This window comes from Mycobacterium colombiense (genome assembly GCF_001953985.1).
In the GTDB taxonomy this organism is placed as follows: domain Bacteria; phylum Actinomycetota; class Actinomycetes; order Mycobacteriales; family Mycobacteriaceae; genus Mycobacterium; species Mycobacterium colombiense_B.
Genome location: NZ_MBEI01000017.1, coordinates 47,046 through 68,818, shown reverse-complemented (window position 1 = coordinate 68,818; position 21,773 = coordinate 47,046). Strand labels below are relative to the sequence as shown.

Annotated in this window: 18 protein-coding genes; 6 read left to right on the top strand and 12 right to left on the bottom strand. The window is 67.9% G+C overall.

The genetic code is table 11. From position 1 onward, the window contains the following. Window positions 1–6: 6 nt before the first annotated feature. Window positions 7–474: a MarR family winged helix-turn-helix transcriptional regulator gene (locus A5732_RS03150; RefSeq protein ID WP_076100596.1), complete on the bottom strand. Its 468-nt coding sequence runs from the start codon at window positions 472–474 to the stop codon at window positions 7–9. 149 nt (window positions 475–623) lie between these two features. Between A5732_RS03150 and A5732_RS03145 the strand changes: the two genes are divergently transcribed. Together A5732_RS03145 and A5732_RS03140 are read left to right on the top strand one after the other, a co-directional pair. Then, window positions 624–1,913, top strand: coding sequence for a lipase family protein (locus A5732_RS03145; protein WP_170880043.1), 1,290 nt, complete (start codon window positions 624–626; stop codon window positions 1,911–1,913). Window position 1,914: 1 nt separating this feature from the next. Beyond that, complete coding sequence (locus A5732_RS03140) at window positions 1,915–2,550, top strand: TetR/AcrR family transcriptional regulator (protein ID WP_256715408.1); 636 nt, start codon at window positions 1,915–1,917, stop codon at window positions 2,548–2,550. 22 nt (window positions 2,551–2,572) lie between these two features. On the opposite strand, the gene A5732_RS03135 is transcribed toward A5732_RS03140, so the two are convergent. Together A5732_RS03135 and A5732_RS03130 are read right to left on the bottom strand one after the other, a co-directional pair. After that, window positions 2,573–5,809 (bottom strand): ATP-binding protein, encoded by a 3,237-nt coding sequence (locus A5732_RS03135; RefSeq protein ID WP_364298284.1) that lies wholly within the window; start codon window positions 5,807–5,809, stop codon window positions 2,573–2,575. 71 nt (window positions 5,810–5,880) lie between these two features. Then, window positions 5,881–6,489 (bottom strand): TetR/AcrR family transcriptional regulator, encoded by a 609-nt coding sequence (locus A5732_RS03130; RefSeq protein WP_076052837.1) that lies wholly within the window; start codon window positions 6,487–6,489, stop codon window positions 5,881–5,883. 67 nt (window positions 6,490–6,556) lie between these two features. On the opposite strand from A5732_RS03130, the gene A5732_RS03125 reads away from it, so the two are divergent. The 3 genes from A5732_RS03125 (at window position 6,557) to fadD1 (ending at window position 10,323) form a co-directional block, all read left to right on the top strand. After that, a complete protein-coding gene (locus A5732_RS03125; protein WP_064953408.1) occupies window positions 6,557–7,387 on the top strand; it encodes an alpha/beta fold hydrolase in 831 nt (276 codons plus the stop codon). Between the two features lie 52 nt (window positions 7,388–7,439). Next, on the top strand, window positions 7,440–8,210 hold the full coding sequence (locus tag A5732_RS03120; protein ID WP_076100593.1) for an SDR family NAD(P)-dependent oxidoreductase: 771 nt from the start codon (window positions 7,440–7,442) through the stop codon (window positions 8,208–8,210). 424 nt (window positions 8,211–8,634) lie between these two features. Continuing rightward, a complete protein-coding gene (fadD1, locus tag A5732_RS03115; RefSeq protein WP_076100590.1) occupies window positions 8,635–10,323 on the top strand; it encodes a fatty-acid--CoA ligase FadD1 in 1,689 nt (562 codons plus the stop codon). On the opposite strand, the gene A5732_RS03110 is transcribed toward fadD1, so the two are convergent. From A5732_RS03110 to A5732_RS03085, 6 genes are read right to left on the bottom strand one after another with little or no spacing between them, the layout of a single operon-like run. Continuing rightward, the gene (locus A5732_RS03110; RefSeq protein WP_076100587.1) at window positions 10,262–10,912 is read right to left on the bottom strand and encodes a PadR family transcriptional regulator; all 651 of its coding nucleotides are present in this window, start codon (window positions 10,910–10,912) and stop codon (window positions 10,262–10,264) included. The two genes, fadD1 and A5732_RS03110, sit on opposite strands and share 62 nt — an antisense overlap. Continuing rightward, window positions 10,909–11,343 (bottom strand): Zn-ribbon domain-containing OB-fold protein, encoded by a 435-nt coding sequence (locus A5732_RS03105; RefSeq protein WP_064953412.1) that lies wholly within the window; start codon window positions 11,341–11,343, stop codon window positions 10,909–10,911. The genes A5732_RS03110 and A5732_RS03105 overlap by 4 nt, the downstream gene beginning before the upstream one ends. Continuing rightward, on the bottom strand, window positions 11,340–12,500 hold the full coding sequence (locus tag A5732_RS03100) for a thiolase family protein (protein ID WP_076100585.1): 1,161 nt from the start codon (window positions 12,498–12,500) through the stop codon (window positions 11,340–11,342). The genes A5732_RS03105 and A5732_RS03100 overlap by 4 nt, the downstream gene beginning before the upstream one ends. A 25-nt stretch (window positions 12,501–12,525) precedes the next feature. After that, a complete protein-coding gene (locus tag A5732_RS03095) occupies window positions 12,526–12,867 on the bottom strand; it encodes a hypothetical protein (protein WP_076100583.1) in 342 nt (113 codons plus the stop codon). A 1-nt stretch (window position 12,868) separates the two neighbouring features. Beyond that, a complete protein-coding gene (locus tag A5732_RS03090) occupies window positions 12,869–15,202 on the bottom strand; it encodes a CaiB/BaiF CoA-transferase family protein (RefSeq protein WP_076100581.1) in 2,334 nt (777 codons plus the stop codon). 2 nt (window positions 15,203–15,204) lie between these two features. Continuing rightward, a complete protein-coding gene (locus tag A5732_RS03085; RefSeq protein WP_076100579.1) occupies window positions 15,205–16,560 on the bottom strand; it encodes an amidohydrolase family protein in 1,356 nt (451 codons plus the stop codon). Window positions 16,561–16,847: 287 nt separating this feature from the next. On the opposite strand from A5732_RS03085, the gene A5732_RS03080 reads away from it, so the two are divergent. Continuing rightward, on the top strand, window positions 16,848–17,825 hold the full coding sequence (locus A5732_RS03080; RefSeq protein WP_076052828.1) for a LacI family DNA-binding transcriptional regulator: 978 nt from the start codon (window positions 16,848–16,850) through the stop codon (window positions 17,823–17,825). Here A5732_RS03080 and A5732_RS03075 read toward each other — a convergent pair. From A5732_RS03075 to A5732_RS03065, 3 genes are read right to left on the bottom strand one after another with little or no spacing between them, the layout of a single operon-like run. Further along, a complete protein-coding gene (locus tag A5732_RS03075) occupies window positions 17,822–18,229 on the bottom strand; it encodes a Zn-ribbon domain-containing OB-fold protein (protein WP_076100577.1) in 408 nt (135 codons plus the stop codon). The two genes, A5732_RS03080 and A5732_RS03075, sit on opposite strands and share 4 nt — an antisense overlap. A 3-nt stretch (window positions 18,230–18,232) precedes the next feature. Beyond that, window positions 18,233–19,441 (bottom strand): thiolase family protein, encoded by a 1,209-nt coding sequence (locus A5732_RS03070; protein ID WP_076100574.1) that lies wholly within the window; start codon window positions 19,439–19,441, stop codon window positions 18,233–18,235. A gap of 9 nt (window positions 19,442–19,450) precedes the next feature. After that, complete coding sequence (locus A5732_RS03065) at window positions 19,451–21,673, bottom strand: acyl-CoA dehydrogenase (protein ID WP_076052826.1); 2,223 nt, start codon at window positions 21,671–21,673, stop codon at window positions 19,451–19,453. Between the last annotated feature and the right edge of the window lie 100 nt (window positions 21,674–21,773).

Here is a 21,773-nt window from a genome sequence, read left to right as displayed (position 1 = left end):
GGGCGGCTAGTCAACCGATTTCGGTATCGCCCCGGCCTCGCCGGCGAGCAATGCCGTCAGGGTCTCGCGTAACTCCGCCAGCCGTCGCTCGCCCAGCACTTCGGCCCATCGCTGCTCCAAAGCCAATGCGTTAGAACGCATTACCTGCAGCGCACGGCGGCCGCGCGCGGTCAGCTCGATGATGCGGGCACGCCCGTCCACCGGGTCGGGACCCCGGGTGACGTAGCCATGCCGCTCCAGGGCCGCTATCGCCTGGGCCACCGCCTGCCGACTCACGCTGAGGCGATCGGCCAGATCGGATGCGTGCAATCCGCCCGCCGCCAGCGGCACCAGGGCAACCGATTGCGCGGGGCGGATCCCGTCGAGGGCGGTCGCGGCGAACGCCGCGCGCAAGTGCGGGCCCCCGGCGGCGGCGACCAGGTTCACCAGCGCCGGCACGGTGGGCTCCCACCCGGAACCCGGTTCCTGTGCCATGTCGACAAGTCTGCCACTCGGAACGGGATTGACAAGTTGCTTGTCAAAGACGCAATTTTTCAGCCACGAACATCGGTAGCGAAAACCAATCTCTAAAAAATTAGAGATTCCCCTTCCGCTGGCGACCCGCTGATTGTTACCGTTCCGTAATGCGTCGGGCCGGGGGAGTTTTCGCTGCACTGCTGATAATTGTTTCCGCACTCGTGGGAGTCGGAAATGCGCGGGCCGACGGCGGAGACGAACCGCAGTATGCGGACTTCTATCTTCCGCCGGATCCCCTGCCGCCCGGCCAGCCCGGCGACCTGATCCGCACCGAGCCGTCGCGGCTGGTGCTGGAGCCCTCCGGCCAGCTGGGCGCGATCATGGCCACCGGCACCCGGATCATGTACCGCAGCACCGATACCCGGGGCAACCCGATCGCGGTCACCGGCACCTATTTCGAGCCCTACAACGACTGGCCCGGCCGCGGGCCGCGGCCGTTGATCAGTTACGCACCCGGCACCCAGGGCCAGGGCAATCAGTGCGCCCCGTCGCGAATGTTCAACCAGGGCATCCACTATTCGGGTGGCTGGGACATCATGTTCAACTACGAGGAGCTGTTCGTCGCCACCATGGTGGCCCGTGGCTTCGCCATCGTGATGACCGATTACCAGGGCCTGGGCACCCCGTCGATGCATACCTATGTGGGCCGGGTGGCCGAGGGCCAGGCCGTGCTCGATGCCGCCCGCGCCGCCATGAAGCTACCGAACACGTCCCTGGATCCGCATGGCCCGGTGGCGTTTTGGGGCTACTCGCAGGGCGGCGGGGCGACAGCTTCGGCGGCCGAGCTGGCGTCGGCCTATGCCCCTGATCTCCATATCGTGGGCACCTACGCCGGGGCGCCGCCGGCCAACCTCAAGGAGCTGTTCCCCTACGCCGACGGCAGCGCCCTGGTCGGTGTGGTCGGGTACGCGCTCAACAGCGTGATGGCAGCCTACCCGGAGTTCGCCGACACCATTCGCTCCAAGATGACCCCGCGCGGGCTGGCGATGCTCGAATCGGTCTCGCGTCAGTGCGTCGGACAGACATTGCTGGACTTCATGTTTCGTCACATCCAGCCCTATTTTACCGAGGACATCAATCAACTGGTCAACGAAGAGCCGTTCAGCACCATGTTCGAAGATCAGCGGATCGGGCGCTACAGACCCAACGCGCCGGTGATGATCGACAGCAATCGCTATGACCCGCTGGTGCCGTGGACCGCCGCCAACCAGCTCGGCCGCGACTGGTGCGCCCAGGGCGCCGACGTGGAATTCCGCACCAACGAAGAGCCGCCCTTCCTCAACAAGCTCGTCATCAACCACGCGCTGCCGATGCTGGTCGACGGCGAACCGGCCATGCAATGGATCGCCGCCCGCTTCAACGGCGAGCCCACCGCACCGAACTGCGGCCAGTTCTAAACTGGGGTGTATCGCTGCACGTAGAAAGCACAACGCGGCGGAGCGGCGCCGCCAGCTCGCCGACGCCGCGATCGAACTGCTGGGCGGCAACGGGGTGCACGGCGTCAGTCACCCGAAAGTCGACGACCACGCCGGCGTGCCGGCCGGCACCACGTCGTTCTACTTCCGGACCCGCAAGGCGCTGATGCACGCCATGGCGACGCGGCTGGCCGAACTCGACCTCGCCGACTTCTCGATGATGGCCGAGCTCGCCGAGGATCACGCCACGCAGTTCACCGGCACCGCGGGCCTGGCCCGCATCGTCATGTACGTCAACAGCGAACCCTGGCTGAGCCGCGCCAAGGCGCGCTACGAACTCGCGCTGCTCGCCGGGCGCGACGCCGAGCTGGCCGCGGCCCTCAGCGACTCCGCCGACCGGCTCTACGCGCTGGCGCGCAATGTCGTCACCCAGTGGCATCCCGCCGACAGCGCGCCGGATCCGGCGTTGGTCGACGACCAGGCGATCGCCACGCTCGCGTTCATCAACGGAATCATGCTGACCTTTGTCGCGGGCCAGCCGGCCGTCGACGATGCCGAGCACCTGGACCGGCTGATCCAGGGCGTCATCGCCGGCGTCGCCGCGGTTCGCGACGTCTGACGAAACCGTCGCCGGCGCAGAGTTATTGAAGGGCCGCACGCGCCCGCGCCAGCTCGGGAATCCGACTGTCTTTCGGGATCTTCCCGATGGCATCAATAAGGTGCCTTCGCGACGGCTCCCCGCGCAGCTCGAAATCGTCGAGGCTCGCGCGGATTTCAAAAAGCCGCGCACCTTGGCGGCGGGCGACCTCGCGGGCGGCGGCGAGGTCGTCGGCGCGCGCATTCGACTCCGCGTGGGTCTGCGCCCGGGCCCGCAGCAGTTCGGCGTCGTAGAAACGCACGCCGGTGTCGGCTGCGAATTGGAGCGCGGTGTCGAGACGGGCACGGGCCTGGTCCACCTGCTCGCCGGCGATCAACAGCCGTCCGAGAATGCACCAATAGAACGGCCTATACGTGCTGGCTCCGAGCGCCTGCCAGACCTCGATCACCTGCGTCATCGCCTCGATGTGTGGATCCAGCGAGGTGGGGTCGCGATTGCGCGCAGCGATAGCGGCCAGCCCGTCGACCATCGCCTTTTCGGTCGCACCGAGCAGCTGCCAATACAGATAGTCGAGCCCGTATCGGTCTGCGGTGTCGGCTATTTCGCGGACCAGTTCCCGAGCGCGATCGTACTGAGCGGTCTCGGCGCAGACCCAGATGTCCATGTCGATGGCGTAGAGATGGTTGTAGGGCTTTTGTGGATAACCGAGCTGGCTCGCGCGGTCGACGGCGCGCTTGAGTTGCACCTCGGCGCCGGTGAGATCGCCCTGCACCAGGCGGTGCCAGGCCAGGTGTTCGTGTGCCAGGGCCACCGGGTCGTGCGGGACGAACCAGATGGCCTGGATCCGCTGTTCGTATTCCTCGGCTAAACCCGTCGCCTGCTCGAAATATGTGCTCGCGGTCTCGAATTCACCGCGCAGCCAGGCCACGATGCCCGCCGAGCCGGCGAGGGCCGGCCGGAACCATTCTCGGCCATGCTCGGTGGCCGCCTGTGCGGCCTGTAACAGCGCATCGGCCCGGCGCAGGTCCGACCGCCAGAGGTAGTAGGCGCCCACGGCGGGCAGCGTCGCAAACAGTTCGTCGTCGCGCAGATTGGTACCCGCAAGCTCGAGGCAGCGCTCGAAATCCGCAGCGGCAACCGGGCTTTGGGCCCCTTCGGCGGTGGCAGTGAGGTAGCCGCGTTCCAGCCGCGGAGCGATCTCGCGGTGGTCGCGGTCCGGGCCGGGCGGGCATTGCTCAACTTGGCTGAGGGCGTGGGTCAGGTAGGTGCGGGCTTCGGCGAGGGCGCCGCGTCGACGGGCAGCGGCCGTCGCCCATTGGTAGGCCGAGGCGGCATCGGCGTGCCGGGCGCCCTGCTCGTAATGCGAGGCAACCAGTGGCCAGTCGGGGTCACCGGTCATGGTGTCGACCAAGGCGTCGGCGACCTTCGCATGCAGCGTGCGCCGCACGCTCGGCGGAGCGAGTTCGTCGGCGACCTCGCGAAGCAGCTCATGGCGGAAACGGCAGCCGCCATTCCCGGTGCGTTCGAACACGCCCGCATCCATGAGCCGGTCGATCACTTCGTCGACCTCTTGCTCGTCGAGGTCCACCACCGCGATCAACAGCGATCGATCGATGTTGCGGCCGATGACCGCGGCGGCCTCCACCACCGGCACCACATTGTTGCCTCCGCGCAGCTGTGCGAAAAGCGGTTCGTACAGCGCGTCTGGCACCCGGGTGCCGTCCGACGGCGCCATGTGCAACCCCGCCAGGACCTGCTCGATGTAGAAGGGCACCCCGTCGCAACGGCGTCGTACCTCCGCGCGCTCTTCGGCGCTTGCTGTGGGGTCGAGCGCGCCGATGAGCTCGTCGGCCTCTTCGGCCGTCAACGGCGACAAGTCGAATTGCTCCAGCTGCCAATCGTTCGGCAGCGACTTCTCGTCACGACTGGTGAGCACGACGAGCAGCTGTCCGCTGCCGGCGTTCAGCATCGCCTCGACCACCTCCAGCGTCGGGGGATCGAACCACTGCAGGTCCTCGGCGACCAGCAGCGCAGGCGCATCGCTCAGGCAACTCGTGAGGTAGGAGCGCACCGTCGAGGTGATCAACTGTTCCAGCCTGCGGCCCTCGGCTTCGACCGGTTGGTAGCCGTGTTCGGGTCCGATGCCCAAAACCGGTGCGAGAGCGGGCAGGGCGGTATTCGGATCTAGCTCGCGCGCAACTATTTCGGCTCGCAGCAGACGCAGCCGCTCCGTCGGATCGATTTCGCGAGTTATGCCGCACCGTCGCTCCAGCAGGGCGCGAACCGGATGCAAGCCCACGTGGGTGTGGAAGGGCGACCCGGCCAGCTCGAGAACGACCGCGCCCGATTGCTTCACCAGGTCCGTGGCTTCGGCTACGAGCCGGCTCTTGCCGACGCCCGGTTCGCCACAGAACAACAGCCCGGGGGTTTTGAGCGCGCCGGCTTGTGCACGCCGCCAGTGTGTGCGCAGCTGGGCCAGCTCGCGATGGCGGCCCACCAGAGGTCCACGGACGCCCGCCGGACGCTCAGCACGTTCGCTGTCGACGCGGTGGTGAGCGATCAATCCGGCCACGCCCTTGACCGGCGCGGCGGGTTGCTCTTCGAGCTCGAAGTCGTTGCGCACCAACGCCGCAACCGGATTGGAAATCACCACAGAGTTCGGTGCTGCAAGTCCCGACAGGCGGGCGGCCAAGTTCGCCGCCAACCCGTACACATCGTCCTGTGCGGTGTCCAGGTACACCAGCCCGCGGTGCACCCCGACGCGCACCGCGATGTCGAATCCGAACCGGCGCTGTGTCTGCTCGCTGAGCCGTGCTACCCCGCGGGCGATGTCCAGTCCTGCGTGCACCGCCCGTTTGACGTCGTTCTCATGCGCAGTCGGGTGACCGAATACCGCCAGCAATCCGTCGCCCTTGGTGGAGCCGATGTGGCCCTCATACCCGTCAACCGTGCGCGAAACGATGTCCCGGTAGCCTCCGACCACCAGACGATAGATCTCCGGCTCCACGCGGGTCGACAACACGGTTGAATCGACCACGTCGGCGAACAGAATGGTGAGCCGCCGGATCTCACCTCCCACACCAGGCGCGACCGACAGCAAGTCCTCGGCGTCGGCATTCGCATGGTCGATGGCAAGCACCTGACCGGCCAACGCCGTCGCCGTCGTAGCGTCACCACGATTGATTGCGGACACGGCGCGATCGACCAGCTCGTCGATCGATGCGCCGAGCTCGCCATGGGTACTCACGCTCTCCGCCGGCATGCCCCGGCCGTCCGTCACGTGGAATATCGTCCCACCATCGACGCGTGAGCAGCCCGATATTCGGAAGCTCAGCAAACTGCCGGCGGGTGTCACCGAGCGTCGAACATCGCGCCGATGAGCCGGTGCAGCACCTGACCGACTTCTCGACGGGTCCGTTGCGGGTCGTCGGCGGTGGCGATCACCATGGCCGCCTCGTCGAGCGCGCCGATCAGCACGTGGGCCAAAGGCCGCACCGGCTGCTCGGCCAGTTCGCCGGCCCGGATGGCCTCGCTGAGCATCTGCTCGGTCATGCCGAGGCTGTATCGCTGCGCGACATCACGGAATTCGGCCCAGCCGAGCACGCTCGGCGCATCCAACAGGATCAGCTGGCGCACCTCGGGATCGCCGGAGACGTCGAGCCACGCGTCGACCGCGGCCCGGACCGCCTCGGTGGGTGTGGTGGCCCCGGACTCGGCCACCACGATGGCCATCCGCGCCATCACATCCTGCTCGACGACCTCGACGACCTCGCGGAATAATGCTGCCTTGTCGGCGAATTGGTGATACATCGCACCGCGGGTCACCCCCGCGGCGGAGGCGATCTCCGGCGTCCCGACGTCGGCGTAGCCCCGCAGCCCCCACAACTTGCGCGCAGCCGCAATCAGCGCGTCGCGGGTCGCCGCGGAGCGCTCTTCCTGGGTCCGTCTCTTGCTTTCCATACAACCTGTTGGTAACTTACGAACATGCAGCCTGTTTGTAAGTGTATCTCTGAAGTAGGAGTTTGCTATGTCGACGATCGACATTAGTGCCGGAACCATCCATTACGAAGCAACCGGACCCGAGGACGGCAGGCCGGTGGTCTTCGTGCACGGCTACATGATGGGCGGACAATTGTGGCGCCAGGTCAGTGAGCGCCTTGCCGCCCGCGGTCTGCGCTGCATCGCGCCGACCTGGCCGTTGGGCGCGCATCCGGAGCCACTGCGCCGCGGCGCCGACCAGACCATCACCGGTGTTGCCGGCATGGTCGCCGAAGTGCTCACCGCGCTCGACCTGCGCGACGTGGTGCTGGTGGGCAACGACACCGGCGGCGTCGTCACCCAGCTGGTGGCCGTGCATCATCGCGAGCGACTGGGCGCGCTGGTGCTCACGAGTTGCGATGCGTTCGAACACTTTCCGCCGCCGATCCTGCGGCCACTGCTGGTGGCGGCCAAGTCGAAGACGTTGTTCCGCACCGCGATTCAAGCGGTGCGCGCACCGGTCGTACGCGCCCGCGCGTTCAACGGCCTGGCGCACAGCAACATCGACGAGCTCACCGCACTCTGGGTGCGCCCGGCGCTGTCGCTGCCCGCGGTCGCCGAAGACCTGCGGCAGTTCACGCTTTCGATGCGCACCGAGGTGACGACGACGGTGGCGGCCAGGCTGTACGACTTCGACAAGCCGACGCTCATCGCGTGGTCGGCCGACGACGTGTTCTTCGAGCAGGAAGACGGGGCGCGGCTGGCCGCGACCATTCCCAACGCCCGCCTCGAAGTGATCGCCGGGGCCAGGACCTTTTCCATGGTCGACCAGCCCGACCGGCTCGCCGATCTGCTCTCGACGATCGCGGTGCGCACCTGACCTGCCTGATGCCGCCGCGGCGGAAACCTCCGGTCGCGGTAGCGTCTTGCCCATGTCAGATGCGACGTCTCCCCTGTTCGGCAGGCGAATCCTGGTCACCGGCGGCGCCAGCGGTATCGGCGCGGCCGCCGTCTCGGTCCTGACGGAGGCGGGGGCCAGGGTCGCCGCGACCTATCACCAGACGCCACCGCCGGACGGCCTGACGGCCGAATGGTTGCAGTGCGACGTGCGCGAGGCCGAGGCCGTCTCGGCGATGGTCGGCGAGGCGGCGCAGCACCTCGGTGGACTCGACGTGCTGGTGAACGCCGCCGGGCTGTGGCAGGCGGGGATTCCCGGCTACATCGGCGCCGACGACATCTCATTCCTGTTGGACACCAACATCAAGGCGACCATCCTCACCAACCAGGCCGCCTACGGGGTGATGAAAGACCAAGAGCCCAAGGGCGGTCGCATCATCAACTTCGGCTCATCCGAAGCCGTGATGGGCAGCCCGATCTCGGCCGTCTACGCCGCCACCAAGGGCGCGGTGCAGGCGTGGACGCGGTCGGCCGCCAAGGCCTGGGCCTCCGACAACATCACCGTCAACGCCCTCGCGCCCGCGGTGCAGACGGCGGGCGCCGACCGGCTCCGCGATTTTCTCGGCCCGGACGCCGCTGCCCTGATCGACCAGCAGATGCAGATGATGATCCCGCTCGGCGGCACGCTCGGTGAGCCCGCCCGCGACGTCGGCCCGATGCTGGTTTTCCTGGCCGGCCCCGGCTCCGGCTTCATCACCGGTCAGCTGCTGGCCGTAGACGGCGGCCTGATGATGGTGGGCGGTTAGGCAGTCGACGGGCGAGGGCCCCAATTGCCAACGGCGTTGAGCGGCATCAGCTTTGGTCGTGGTCTTTCGGCGGAGCCGACCGGCCGCGGGGCCGCCGCCGGCCGGAGACGCCCCTCGACCGCGATTGTGCGACTTCGAGGCGATATTCGCGCGCTCGATTCCTCAGCAGGATCAGCGACCTGTGCAACTCAAAGAGCATGAGGCAATGATGGCCGTTGAATGCGAACGGACCGGCTATACACGCGGACCGCGATCGGGAATCCTGGGCGAAATGGGCATGAAAATTTCCACAACGCGAGATGGTGCGGGGTAGGCGCCCACCGGCACTGCCTGCCGCTGCGGCTTGGCGGAGCTGAACCGCCCGCTACTATAAGACGCACCGTCTCGTCTCGTAGTGCGGGCGGAGTGAAGGTGGATTCGACCGATGGCTGACGACACGATTCAGGCGCTGCTGCGCAAGCGCCTGAACGACCCCGCGGTCGCGGTGAAATACCGTGACCTGCAATGGACTTGGCGCCAGTATCTGGCGGGCGCCGCGGCGCGGGCCGCCGCCCTGCTGGCCGCCGCCGATCAGCAGCGGCCGATGCACATCGGCGCCCTGCTGGGCAACACCCCCGAGATGGTCAGCCAGATGGCGGCGGCCGGGCTCGGCGGCTACGTCCTGTGCGGACTCAACACCACCCGGCGCGGTGACGCGCTGGCCGCCGATATCCGGCGCGCGGACTGCCAGTTCGTGGTCACCGACGCCGAACACCGGCCGCTGCTGGACGGCTTGGACCTTGGCGGCACGCAGATCCTCGACTCCTCGACACCGCAATGGAGCGAATTCGTCGACGCCGCCGGTGAGCTCAAGCCGCACCGCGAGGTGACCGCGATGGACGCTTTCATGATGATCTTCACCTCCGGGACGAGCGGAAATCCCAAGGCGGTGCAGGTATCACACCTCATGGCGACGTTCGCCGGACTCAACCTGGTCCAGCGCTTCGCCCTCACCGAACAGGACACCTGCTACGTCTCGATGCCGCTGTTTCACTCCAACGCGGTTGTCGCCGGGTGGGCGCCCGCGGTGTGCTCCGGCGCCGCCATGGTGCCGGCGAAGTTCTCGGCGAGCAGTTTCCTCGACGACATCCGCCGCCACGGCGCCACCTACATGAACTACGTCGGGAAGCCGCTGGCCTACATCCTCGCCACGGCCGAACGCGACGACGACGCCGACAATCCCCTGCGGGTGGCCTTCGGCAACGAGGCCAACGACAAGGACATCGACGAATTCGCCCGCCGCTTCGGTGTGCAGGTCGAGGACGGCTTCGGCTCCACCGAGAATGCCGTCATCGTGATCCGCGAAGAAGGCACCCCGAAGGGCTCGATCGGCAAAGGCATGGACGGTATCGCGATCTACAACAGCGACACCGTCACCGAATGTGCGGTCGCCCGGTTCGATGCCGACGGGGCGCTGGCCAATGCCGACGAAGCGATCGGCGAGTTGGTCAACACGGCGGGTTCGGGTTTCTTCACCGGCTACTACAACGACCCGGACGCCAACGCCGAACGCATGCGCCACGGCATGTACTGGTCCGGGGACCTGGCGTACCGCGACGCCGACGGCTGGATCTACCTGGCCGGGCGCACCGCGGACTGGATGCGGGTGGACGGCGAGAACCTGGCCGCGGCGCCGATCGAGCGTATTCTGTTGCGCCACAGCGCGATCAACCGGATCGCGGTTTATGCCGTCGCGGACGGTCACGTCGGCGATCAGGTGATGGCCTCGATCGTCCTCAACGACGGCCGCACCCTTGCGCCCGCCGAATTCGAAGCGTTCCTGGACGCGCAGCCCGACCTGTCCCCCAAGGCCCGCCCGCGCTTCGTCCGCATCGCGGCCGACTTGCCCAGCACCGCGACGCACAAGGTGCTCAAGCGCCAGTTGATCGCTCAGGGAACGGCCGTCGGGCCGGGAGAGGTGCTGTGGGAGCGCGAACCACGGGGCACCGCCTACACGGTCAGTGGCGAGCGCACGGGCGGCGGAGCCGGGTGCGGCGGGTCGCCACCATCGGTTACGCCGGGCTTCTCGGTGCCCGGCGCCGGATCTGCCCCTTCGACCGTCGCACCCGTCTGACCGGGTCTCGGGCTGTGCCGGCGGCGATCTCGTCACGCAGTTGCGAGATGTTGGAGATTTCCGCGTACAGCCCGCGAATCGCGTAGTCCAACACCGCAAACGAGTAGCGTTGCTCGGGGTCCTCGGTGATGCCGAGCTCGACCGACCGCTGCCGAGACCACAGCGCCTCGTCCAGCCGGGCCCGGGTCGCTTCCAGATGCCGGTCCAACGTGTCGAGGACGTGCTCGGGGTCCTCTCCGCGGGCCAGCCAGGTTTTGAGGATGACGGGGTGTTTGATGACCACCTGTTCCTGGCCCGGGAAGTGCTGGACCCAGCGGCGCAGCGCGTCGAGGCCGGCATCGGTGGTCTCGTACAAGGTGATGGCGCGCTTGCCGGATTGCGCGCCGGTCTCGCTGACCATGCCCCGCTGCAGGAGGCGGGTCAGTTCGCGCCGCACGTGGCTGACCGACGGGGACCAATAGAAGTGCCCGACCGACAGTTCCGCGCGCATCTTGATCTCGCCGGCGGTGAGTTGCTCGTCGTTGGCCGCCAGCACCCCCAGCACCAGGTAGGCCGTGACCGGCAGGCCATTGGTGGTCCTGGGGCTCACGAGCTGTCCGTCTCCGCGCCGGTGAAGTATGGCAGCGTGACGTCGGGCCCGGTGGCGTGGAACTCCACGCGTACCCGCAGGCCGACGTCCAGGTCCTCCGGTGCTACGCCGACGACGTTGGTCAGCATCTGGTAGCCCTCGTCCAGGGTGATGATGGCCGGGGCGTAGGGCGGCTCGAATTCCGCTGTGACCGGCCGATATACGACCGTCCAGCTGTAGATCTCGCCGCGGCCGCCGCCCGGCTGCCAGCGCAGGTTCTCCGAAAGGCATTGGCGGCAATGCTCGGTCGGCGGGAAGTTCGCCGATCCGCAAGCCGCGCACCGCTGGTAGCGCAGCTCATGGGACCGGCAGCCTTCCCAGAACGGCCGGCTGACGTGGCTGCTCGCGTGCGGGACGGGCCCGGTCTGGGGCCGCAACGGATCGGAGGTCATCGTGGTTCGTCTCCCAGGATCAGCACCGTCGTGAACAGGGCCCCGGCTCCCCCGTTACTGCACAACGCGACATGCGCGTCGGGGACCTGGAGATCGCCGGCCGCTCCGCGCAGCTGTTGCACCGCGCGGATGGCCCGCTGCATCATCTGCGGATTGGCGCCCGCGTGGCTGAACGACATGGTCCCCCCGTCGGTGGTGATGGGATGGCTGCCGTCGATGGCGATGTGACCGTCGGCCACGAACGGGCCGCCCTCGCCGTCACCGCAGAAGCCGAAAGCCTCGAGCTGACGGATGATTTCGAACGAGAACGGGTCGTAGAGCTCCAGCACGTCGACGTCGTCGCGGCGCAGTCTGGCGTGGTTGAACGCGCAGTCGGCGGCGCGCCGCCCCACCACACCGTTGACGTGATCCCCGCGCCGCCCGGCGAGATCGTACGCGGGCGGATGCTGATAGGACGGACCGTGGAAGTCCGCGCCACTGCCCAGCACGTAGATGGGTTGGCCCGCAACGTCGACGGCATCGACGTTGGCAATAACCAGCGCACACCCTCCCTCGGAGGTGGTGGCGCAATCCAGCAGATGGAACGGGTCGGCGATGGGCCGCGACGCGGTGATGTCCTCCGGGGCGAACGGACCACGGTCGTAGTAGACGGCTTCGGGATTGCGTGAGCCGTTGTTGCGGATCGTCGCCGCCACCATCGAAAGTTGTTCGCGCGTCGTGCCATAGACATGCATGTGGCGCCGCGCGATGAGCGCGAACTCCGCGGTGGTGAACATGCCCCAGGGGGCCACGAATTCGTTCTCGGGCCGGGTCCACGGCGCGGTGGCCTCGTGGTCGCGGTACTCGCCGGCCTGCGCCGCGACCAGCACCACCACGTCGGCCATGCCGTGCTCGATGGCGGTGACCGCCTCGGTGATCATGCCCACCCCGAACGCCAGGCCCTGCCAGGCCGGCCCGATCCGCAGGTCGTAGATCAACGAGGTCGAGTGCGGGCTCGCGCTGATGCCGTCGACGTCGTCCAGGGTTAGGCCGGCGTCGTCGAGCGCGCCCAGGATCGCCTTGATCGCCAGGCCGCGCGAGGTTTCGCCGTCCAGGCGGCGCCCCTGCCGGGTGTTGTGCACTCCGACGATCGCCGCGGTGCGCTTCGCCGCCGTCATTGACAGTCCATTCCGTTGCAGCCCTTCAGTTTTCGTCCGCGACCACACCCAGGTAGGTGCCGCGGACCTGGTATTGCCGCCCGTCGCGGGTGATGGTGCCGATGATCGTGCCGTGTGTGTCGGCGTTCTCGGTTTCGGCCGCCGAATCCAGTTCCAGGACATCGATGCGCACGTCCACCGGCCGCGCCGTCTGCGGGTCGGTGATCTCGACGACCATCGCGACGGCGTGTTCGTCGTCGTCCCATTCGACGCTGGTGATGCGGTGCCGAGCGGTCAGCTCCATCACCACCGAGTCCTGGCGCACCAGGAAGCGCACCGGCGCACACAGCTCGCCGGCGCGGGGCGGCACGCACAGGCTGACGGCCATGTCACAGGCCCGCCGGCCGGGCGCTGATGGCTCCCGATTGCCGCAGGCCGGCCAGCTCGTCCGGGCTGTGCCCCAAAACGTCGGTCAGCACCTCATCGGTGTGCTGGCCGTACAGCGGCGGCACCCGCCGTATCCAGCGCCGCGGCCTGCCGAGGAACGCGAAAGGCATTCCGGTGCAAAGGAAGGAGCCCGCGACGGGGTGGTCGACGGTCTCCCAGAAGCCGCGGGCCCGCAGCTGCGGATCGGTCAGCAGCGCCGCGGCCGGGGTGACCCGCGCCGCGGCCACGCCGCCAGCGCGCAACGCCTCGACGGCCTCGGCCACCGATCGCCCCGCGGCCCAGGCGGCGATGAGTTTGTCGATGTCGTCGGCCCGCTCGGCCCAGCCGGTTTCCTCCAGCCCGGGCTGGCCGAGGAGGCTGGCCAGCGACGAGCGGGCGGCCGCGTCCATCGCGGCCAGCGCGACCCACTCGTCGTCGCCGCGGCAGCGGTAGACGCCCTGGGGATAGGCGCCCGGGCCGCGGTTTCCATTGCGGCGCATCGCGATCCCGTTGCGGGAATACTCGACCAGCATTTCGGCCGCCACGTTCAGGGCGGCCTCGACCATGGTGGACTCCACCTGCATTCCGGTGCCGCGGCGGTCGCGGATCGCCAGCGCCGCGACGGCGGCGAAGGCGGCGTGCAGGCCGGCGATCGGGTCGCAGACACCGCGCGGGATCACCGGTGGGCCATCGGCGTGTCCGGTCATCCACGCCATGCCGGTGGCCTGTTCCATCGTCTGCGCGAAGCCGACCCGATCTCGCCACGGGCCGTCGAGGCCGAACGCCGGCATCCGGACCATGATCGCCCGCGGGTTGGCCGCACGCACCGCGTCGAATTCCAGGCCGAAGTTCGCCATCACCCGGGGTGAGAAGTTCTCGACGACGAGATCGCTCGCGGCGATGAGTTCGAGGGCGAGCTTTCGTCCGGCGTCGGTGCCGAGTTCGATGCTGACGCCGCGCTTGTTGTTGTTGCTGCACAAGAACACCGGGCCCCATTCCCACCATTGGTCCCAGTCGGGTGGGCGGCCGGCGGAGAACCGCATGCCGTCAGGCCGGCGCACGCCCTCGATCTTGATCACGTCGGCGCCCAGGGCACCCAGCAGCTGGGTGGCGACCGGCCCGGCCCAGAACGCGGTGAAGTCGGTGACCCGGATGTCGGACAACGGCAGTGCGTCGGCGTCGGCGGCGCGCGGCGATTCGGGGCGCGCGGGCCACCGCACGCTCCCGGTATCGGCGCCGAGTTGCGGCGGTTCTGCCGGCGCCCCGGTCGCTATCGCGTCGCTGCGATACGGCACCCGCGGGGCCAGCACCCCGGCCGGCGATTCGGCGAAGACGCCGCGTTCCACGAAGTGGTCGATCTTGGGCAGCATCTCGGGAGTCGCGATGGGGGCGACCGGGATCCGGAATGCCACCGCGAGATCGACGATCTCCTGGGTGGTTCGGCTCCCGGTCCATTCGGTGACCATGCCCAGGAACTCGTCGCGGCGCTCGACCCGGCCGGCGAATGAGGCCAGTTCGGCGTCGTCGACCAGATCGGCGCGCTCGATCATCACCAGGAAGTCCTGGAACTGCTGCGCGGTGATGGTGCAGAAGCCGACCATGCCGTCGGCCGTCGGAACGATCGAGGGCAGCTCCAGGCTGCGTTCGTGCAGCAGCGAATCTGCGCCCAGCACGCTGGCCGACATGGCGGACAGGCCGCCCATGGCGATCGCCATCGCCTCGTATGTCGAAACGTCGATGACCTCGCCGCGGCCGCTGCGGGCGGCATGCCTGGCCGAAGCCGCGGCGACCGCCGCCGCGAAGGTGCCCGCCAGCCACTCGCCGAGCCGGCCGCCGGCTTGCACCGGCTCGTCGTCCGGCCAGCCGCGTCCGGCGATCGATCCGCACAACGCCTGCAGGATGAATTCGTTGGCGACGACCTGGTTTTCGACGTAGGGGCCGGTGGTGCCGAATGGTGTGATGGCCACGACGACCGCCGACGCGGCGGTGTGGGCGGTGATGTTGTCCAGTGTCCAGCCGTCGGTGAGGTCGGTGAGCACGAGGTCGGTGCCGGCCAGCAGCGAGGTGATCTCGGCCTGGCCGTGATTGACGACCGACTTCTTGCCCGCGGCCAGGTAGCCGAACAGCGCACCGGGAGGTCCGCCCGCCGACCAGCGGCGCAGCGAATCACCCCGTGGTGATTCGACTTTCACCACGTCTGCGCCGGCGTCGGCGAACATCTTGCCGCAATAGGACGCCGCCAGGCCGTTGCACAACTCCAGCACGCGCCAGTCCGCGAACGGCGCCTCGGCTGCCACGCTCAGTTGCCCAGGGTGGTGGCGCGCCCGGCGATGCCGGACACCTCGACCGTGACCGGCGCCTGCGCCGAGGCCTGCGCCTGCAGGGCGAACTGCGTCATCCGCGTCCATGCGTCCCGGTCGCGCTGGCTGGCCTGCCGGCCTACATGGGTGACCACGTCGACATCGGTGGCCTGTGCGCGGAGGTAGCCGGCCCGTGCATGCTCCTTCGGGATATATCGGAACGGGTCGAACGAGTATGCGGCCATGGCGTTTTGGTGGGTGATCTTGTCGATGACCGCGTCGTCGAGGTGGCCCATGGTGGCGACGATGTCCTCAGGGGCGAAGGGCCAGTTGCTGTCGGAGTGCGGGAAGTCGGACTCCCAGCACAGCATGTCCTCGTTGAACCAATTCATGTTCTGCACACCGACTTTGTCGCTGATGAAGCAAGTATAGAAGTGCCGCTTGAACACGTCGGTCGGCCCGTCGTATCCCGGCGGGAAAGATGCCAGCGTCCAACCCGAGTGCCGGTTGTAGACGTGCTCGGCCCGCCAGAGGAAGTACGGGATCCAGCCGACGTCGCCCTCGGTCAGCGAGAACTTCAACTGCGGGAAGTCGGCCCAGAACTCCGCCCAGATGAGTTCGGTGAACGTGAACATGCTCATCATCGACGAGGCGGTCATCTGCACGCTGGGCGGGGCGTCCGTGGACACCTGCGGCGAGCGCGACGCGGAGCCCACATGGGTGCACAGCACCGTGTTGCTTTCACAGACGGCCTCGAACAACGGATACCAGTACTTGGTGTGAATGCTGGGCATTTGCAACGCCTCTGGGTTCTCCGAGAACGTGACGGCGTGACAGCCCTTGTCGGCGAGCCGTTTGACCTCCTTGGCGGCCTCGGCCACGTCGAACAGCGGCAGGATGCCGCACGGGATGAATCGGCCCGGGTACGCTCCGCACCATTCGTCGACGTGCCAGTCGTTGTAGGCCTTGATCATCACCAGGTTCGTGTCGCGGTCGGGGCCCTGGTTGAGGACCTGGCCGGAGAAGCCGGTGAAGTTCGGGAAGTTCAGCCCGGCCAGCTGGCCGCCGGCGTTCATGTCGCGCACCCGCTCATCGACGTTGAAGCAACCCGGCCGCATCTCGTCGTAGCGGGAGGCGTCGATGTTGTACATCTCGCGTGGCTTTCCCGCGACGGCGTTCAGTCCCATGTTGCGTCCGCGGATCTCGCCGTAGTACCACTGCTGGATGCCGTCGGGTTCGATGACCACCCGCGGCGCGCGGTCCTTATAAGTTGCGGGAACGTGGGCGTCGAACATGTCGGCCGGCTCGGCGATGTGATCGTCCACGCTGATCAGGATCAGATCGTCCTTGTTCATGCCGCGCTCCTCGGTCGATAGATAGTGACTAGTAGATAATGGTGTGAGTCACAGTGTCAACCGGCGCCGCCGGGCACGGATGCCGACGTATCCCGCTTAATCCGCGACGCAGCAACGGCGCAGCCGCGTGTCCCATAAGGAGTGGGTAGGCTTCCGGCCCCTACGCGACTAGGGACTATTAGTCCACCTCCCGTCGAGGGCCGCATACGCCCGGGATGGGACGGCGCGATGCCAATCGGCGGCCCGTGCCACGATGGGGCATGACCGGGCCCGGAAGGTAACGGAAGTTGAGCACGAATAAAGCTGCGCGTCCGACCACCGCCGACGTGGCCCGACTGGCCAGCGTGTCCACCGCCACGGTCAGTTATGTGCTCAACAACGCGCAGGGCCGCCGCATCTCCCCGGAAACCCGCGACGCGGTATACCGCGCGGCCAAACTGCTGGGCTATCGGCCCAACCTGGCCGCCCGTAACCTCGCGCGCGGCAAAAGCGGAGTGGTGCTCTACGTGGTGCCGCACGTGGCCGTCGGCGAGATGCCGATGCAGGCCGGCAGCAGGATGACGACCGCGCTGGCCCGCGAGGGTTTTCTTCAGGTGCAGATCTTCGAGACCGACGACGACCAGCACGTGGTCGACGCGATCGAGAATCTGGATCCCGTCGCGGTCACCAGCCTGTTCCCGCTGAGTGCGGCCGCGCGGCAAGCGGTGACGAACGCAGGCATCCCCCATATCGAAATCGGCACCCTGCCCGCGCTCAAAGACCCGCATCTGTCCGTGGGCGAGATGCGGGTCGATCACCTGGTCGAGCGGGGCCATCGCCGGATCGCGTTCGCCTACACCGGGATTGCCCGATGGCGCCCGCTGGGTGACTACTGGTTCGAGGGTGTGTCACGGGCGGCGCAATTGCGCGGCCTTCCCGCCGTGCGGGTCGACGAGGTCACCCTGGACAACGCCGCCGACGTGGTGACCGGCTGGGTGGGCGACGGGGTGACCGCGGTGTGCGCGCAAAGCGACGAGATCGCCTGCCTTGTCCTGTACGGCATTCATCAAGCGCGGCTGCGCTGTCCGGGCGACCTGGCGGTGATGGGCGTCGACGCCAGCCCGATGGGCATGGTGAGCACGCCGCCGTTGACCACCGTGCAATTCGATCCCTGCGCGGTCGCCGACGCCGCGCTTGCCGCGGTCTTCGAGCGGCTGGGGCATCCCGCCCCACCGTCTCCCGAGCTGACCGACATCGCCCACCTGGTGGTGCGGTCGTCGACCTAGGCTGGCTCGTAACGCAGCAGCGTGACCTCGTGTTCGGGGTAGTCGCAGAACACCGGCTTCACCCGCATCCCGACCTTCAGGCGGGCCGGGTCGACGTTGACCATCTCGGTGGAAAACCTTGGGCCCTCGTCCCATTCGACGATGGCGAGCAGCTGGGGCACGGCATCGGCGAAATGCGGACTGACCGGCCGATGGGCCACCGTGTACGAGTACAGGGTCCCCATCCCGGAGATTTCCCGCCACTCCAGGTCGTCGGCCAGGGTGCGCGGCGCGCGCACCCGCGGGTAGAACACGTAGGCCTGTGACGACGGCGAATACTGGATGACGATGCGGTGCTGCGCCAGCGCATCCCAAAACGGGGCGCTGGTGGGCGTTTTGACGGGCATCGGTCGTTCGAATTCCATCGGTCAGTCCCCTTGCAGAATCAGGGTGGTCTGCTCGGACAGGATGCCGCCGTTGCCGGACACGAAGGCCCGGTTGCAGTCGGCGATCTGCGCGGAACCCGCGCGGCCCATGATCTGGCGGGTGGCGTCGCAGACGTGGTGCATTCCGCCGGCCAAACCCGCTTGGCCGAAACCCAATTGCCCACCGGCCGTGTTCAGGGGGAAGTCGCCGCGGAAGGTCAGGTCATGGTTGTTGATGAATTCCATGCCCTTGCCCTTCTCGCAGAAGCCCGCGTCCTCCAGCGAGAGCAGCACGGTGATGGTGTAGCAGTCATAGATCGAGACCATGTCCATCTGGTCTCGACTCAGATCGGTCATCGCGAACGCGGTGTCGGCCGCGGCGGCGATCGGGGTATTGAGCAGATCCTCGGCATACGTCGGTGTCTTGAACGGAACGTGTTCGCCGAATCCCTTGATCCACACCGGACGATTGCGCGACCGCTTGGCGACGTCCGCGCTGGCGACGACGACCGCCGCCCCGCCGACGCAGGGCATCACGATCTCCAGCATGTGCAGCGGGTCGGCGATCACCGGGCTGGCCAGCACGTCGTCGACGGTGAGCGGCTTGTCCTTCCAGATCGCGCCTTCGGTGTGGTTGGCGTTGACCCGGGTGTCGACGACGAGCTTGGCCATGGCCCGCTCGTCGTAGCAGTACACCGCCGCGTAGCGCTGGGCCACCTGGCCATAGGGGCCGTTCTGGCCGAGGTTCCCGTACGGGATTTCGAATTCGGCTTGCGGAGAACCGTATTGGTTGCTCGACGAACCGAAATACAACGCGTCGCCCAGCGATCTGGGCTTCTTCGGCGACATCGGGGTGATGTAGCGGGCCGGCAGCGCGCACAGCACCGCGTCGCAGATGCCCAGTTCGACGGCGGCGGCGGCCCGCCACACCATGGCGGCGGCGCTGGCCCCGCCGAGGTCGACGTGCTCGGCGAATCTCGCTCCCACACCTAGGTATTCGGCGATCGTGGAGGGGACGAAGATCTCCGACTCGGCCAGGTGCGACGCGACGATCCCGTTGACGAGCTCGAAGGGCAGGCCCGCGTCGTCCAGCGCGGCGGCGCCGAGTTCCGCCCACTGTTCGATGGCGAACGGCGCGGGTGACGCCTTGGTCATGCGTTCCGGCGGCAGTTCGACGTATCCGACGATCGCGGCTTCTCCGCGTAATCCCATCCTGTGTCCTTATTTTCGGGGTAGGCCGAGAATCATCTGCGCGATGATGTTGAGCTGGATCTCCCTCGTTCCCCCGCCGATCAGCTCGGCAGGTAGATGCAGATACGGTTCCACGACCGCGGCGTCGGGGTCGTCGACCATCGCGACCTGCCCGGTCAACTGCAGCGTGGCCTGGAAGGTCCGGCGCAGCAGCACGTTCATCGCGACCTTGGCGATGCTGGACGCCGGACCCGACGCCTGCCCGTCGAGCAGCCGGATGGTTTCGCGCACCCCGAGCGCCCTGATCGCATTGGTGTAGGCGTCGAGCTCGCCGAGCTCACGCAGCGCGTCGTCGCGGTCTTGTCCGGGTTGAGCGGCGAGGCGGCGGAGCGCGATGGCCCGGTCGAACTTGACGTATCCGCTGATGGCCGAACGCTCTTCGGCCATCGTCGCGATCGCGAGGCTCCAGCCGTCGGTCGGGCCGCCGAGCAGCATCTCGTCGGGAACGAAGACGTCGTTGAGGAATACCTCGTTGAAGTGGGCCTGCCCGGTCGCCGTCTTGATCGGCTGGATTTCGATGCCCGGCGATCGCATGTCGAGGATGAAGTACCCGATGCCGCGGTGCTTGCTGGCTTCGGGGTCGGTGCGGGCCAGCAGTGCACCCAGGTCAGCGTACTGCGCCAACGACGTCCAGATTTTGTGGCCGTTGATTCGCCAGCCGCCGTCGACCTTGGTCGCCCGGGTGGTCAGCGACGCGAGGTCGGAGCCGGCACCCGGCTCGCTGAACAGCTGGCACCAATGAATCTCGCCGCGTTGGGTCGGCGGAATCATCTTCTCCTGCAGGTCTTTCGGTGCGGCGACCATTACGGACGGCAGGATCCACTCGGCGATGTTCAGCGATGGCCGAACCAGCCCGGGCCGCTTGGCGAACTCCTCGTCGATGATGAGCTGTTTCAACGGATCCGCCCCGACGCCCCAGGGTGCCGGCCAGTGCGGCGCCATCAGACCGGCGTCGGCGATCAACGTGCGTTGCGGTCCGGAGGCCTGGTCCGCGTAGTCGCCGTGTGGCGCGGGCGTGTCGTTGCGCAATTGCATTGCCGCATCCAGCGTCTCGGCCACCCAGGAACGAAATTCCGATTCCGCGTCGCCGAGATTCACCGACATGTCGCGCGTCTGCGTGCACGCGAGCTCGCCCAGCCGCCGCGCCCAGCGATTCGCCGGACCTATCGATCCCGCCAGGCTGATGGCCCGCCGCCAGTACAGGTGCACGTCGTGTTCCCAGGTGAAACCGATCGCCCCGAGCATCGTCAGTGCGTCGAGCACCAGGTCCGGCATCGGCGAGACCGCGATGGTCGCCGCCCCGGCCGCCGCGAGGCGGTGCTGGTCGAGCGGTTCGTCGACGGCGCGGACCGCGTCCCAGGCCGCCGCGGTGGCAAGTTCGCTGTTGACCAACAGCATGGCGGCGTTATGTTGCAACGCCTGGAAGGTTCCGATCACTTTGCCGAACTGTTCTCGGATGCGTAGATGCGCGGTGACCGCCTCGACGCACCATTGCGCGATGCCGGCCATCGTGCTGGCCACCAGACCGACGGCGACGCACCGCGCGCGGTCGGGGTCGATGCCGCTGAGGACCTCCGACTCGGCCGCGCGGTAGCCGTCGAGTCGCAGGATCCCGGCGTCGGCGACGAGGTCGGTGCCGGTTACGGGTTCGACTGTGGCCGCCGGGTTTTCGGGGTCCACCAGCAACCAGACGACATCGCCGTCGTCGCTCTGGGCGCCGAGCAGGATCGTGCGCGCCGCACACACTCCCTGGGTGACCGGCGAGGCGCCGGTGACCCGCCACCGCCCGCCGTCGAAGCGGGCAGAAAGGTTGTCGTCGGGAAGCACGGTCGCCGCGGTGGCGCCGGAGGCCAGGTCGCGCAGGAATGACTCTGCGAGCGGCGTCGGTTCGGCGAGCAGCGCGACGGCTCCGGCGGTCACCGTCGGCAGCAGCGGTCCGGGCAGCAGCGACTTGCCCGCCGATTCCAGGACGCAGGCGGCGTCAATCGGCCCTCCGCCCTGGCCGCCGAGGTCTTCGGGCAGATGCACGGCGTGAAAACCGTTGGCGACCAAGGCGTCCCACCACCCGGGTACGCGTCCGGCCGCGAGGTCGTCGAAGCCCTCCCGCGTCGTGGCAATGGGAGCGTTGCGGGCGGCGAACTGCGCCACGGCGTCGCTGAGTTCCTGCTGCTCCGGAGTCAGTCCCAGGCTCATGAGGGCGGGCGCGATGTGACTGACGTTGGCCGCACGGACTGCTACCCTTCCGACTCCGATGGCGGCGACCCAGCGCCACCACTCTGGCAACCGCGACCCG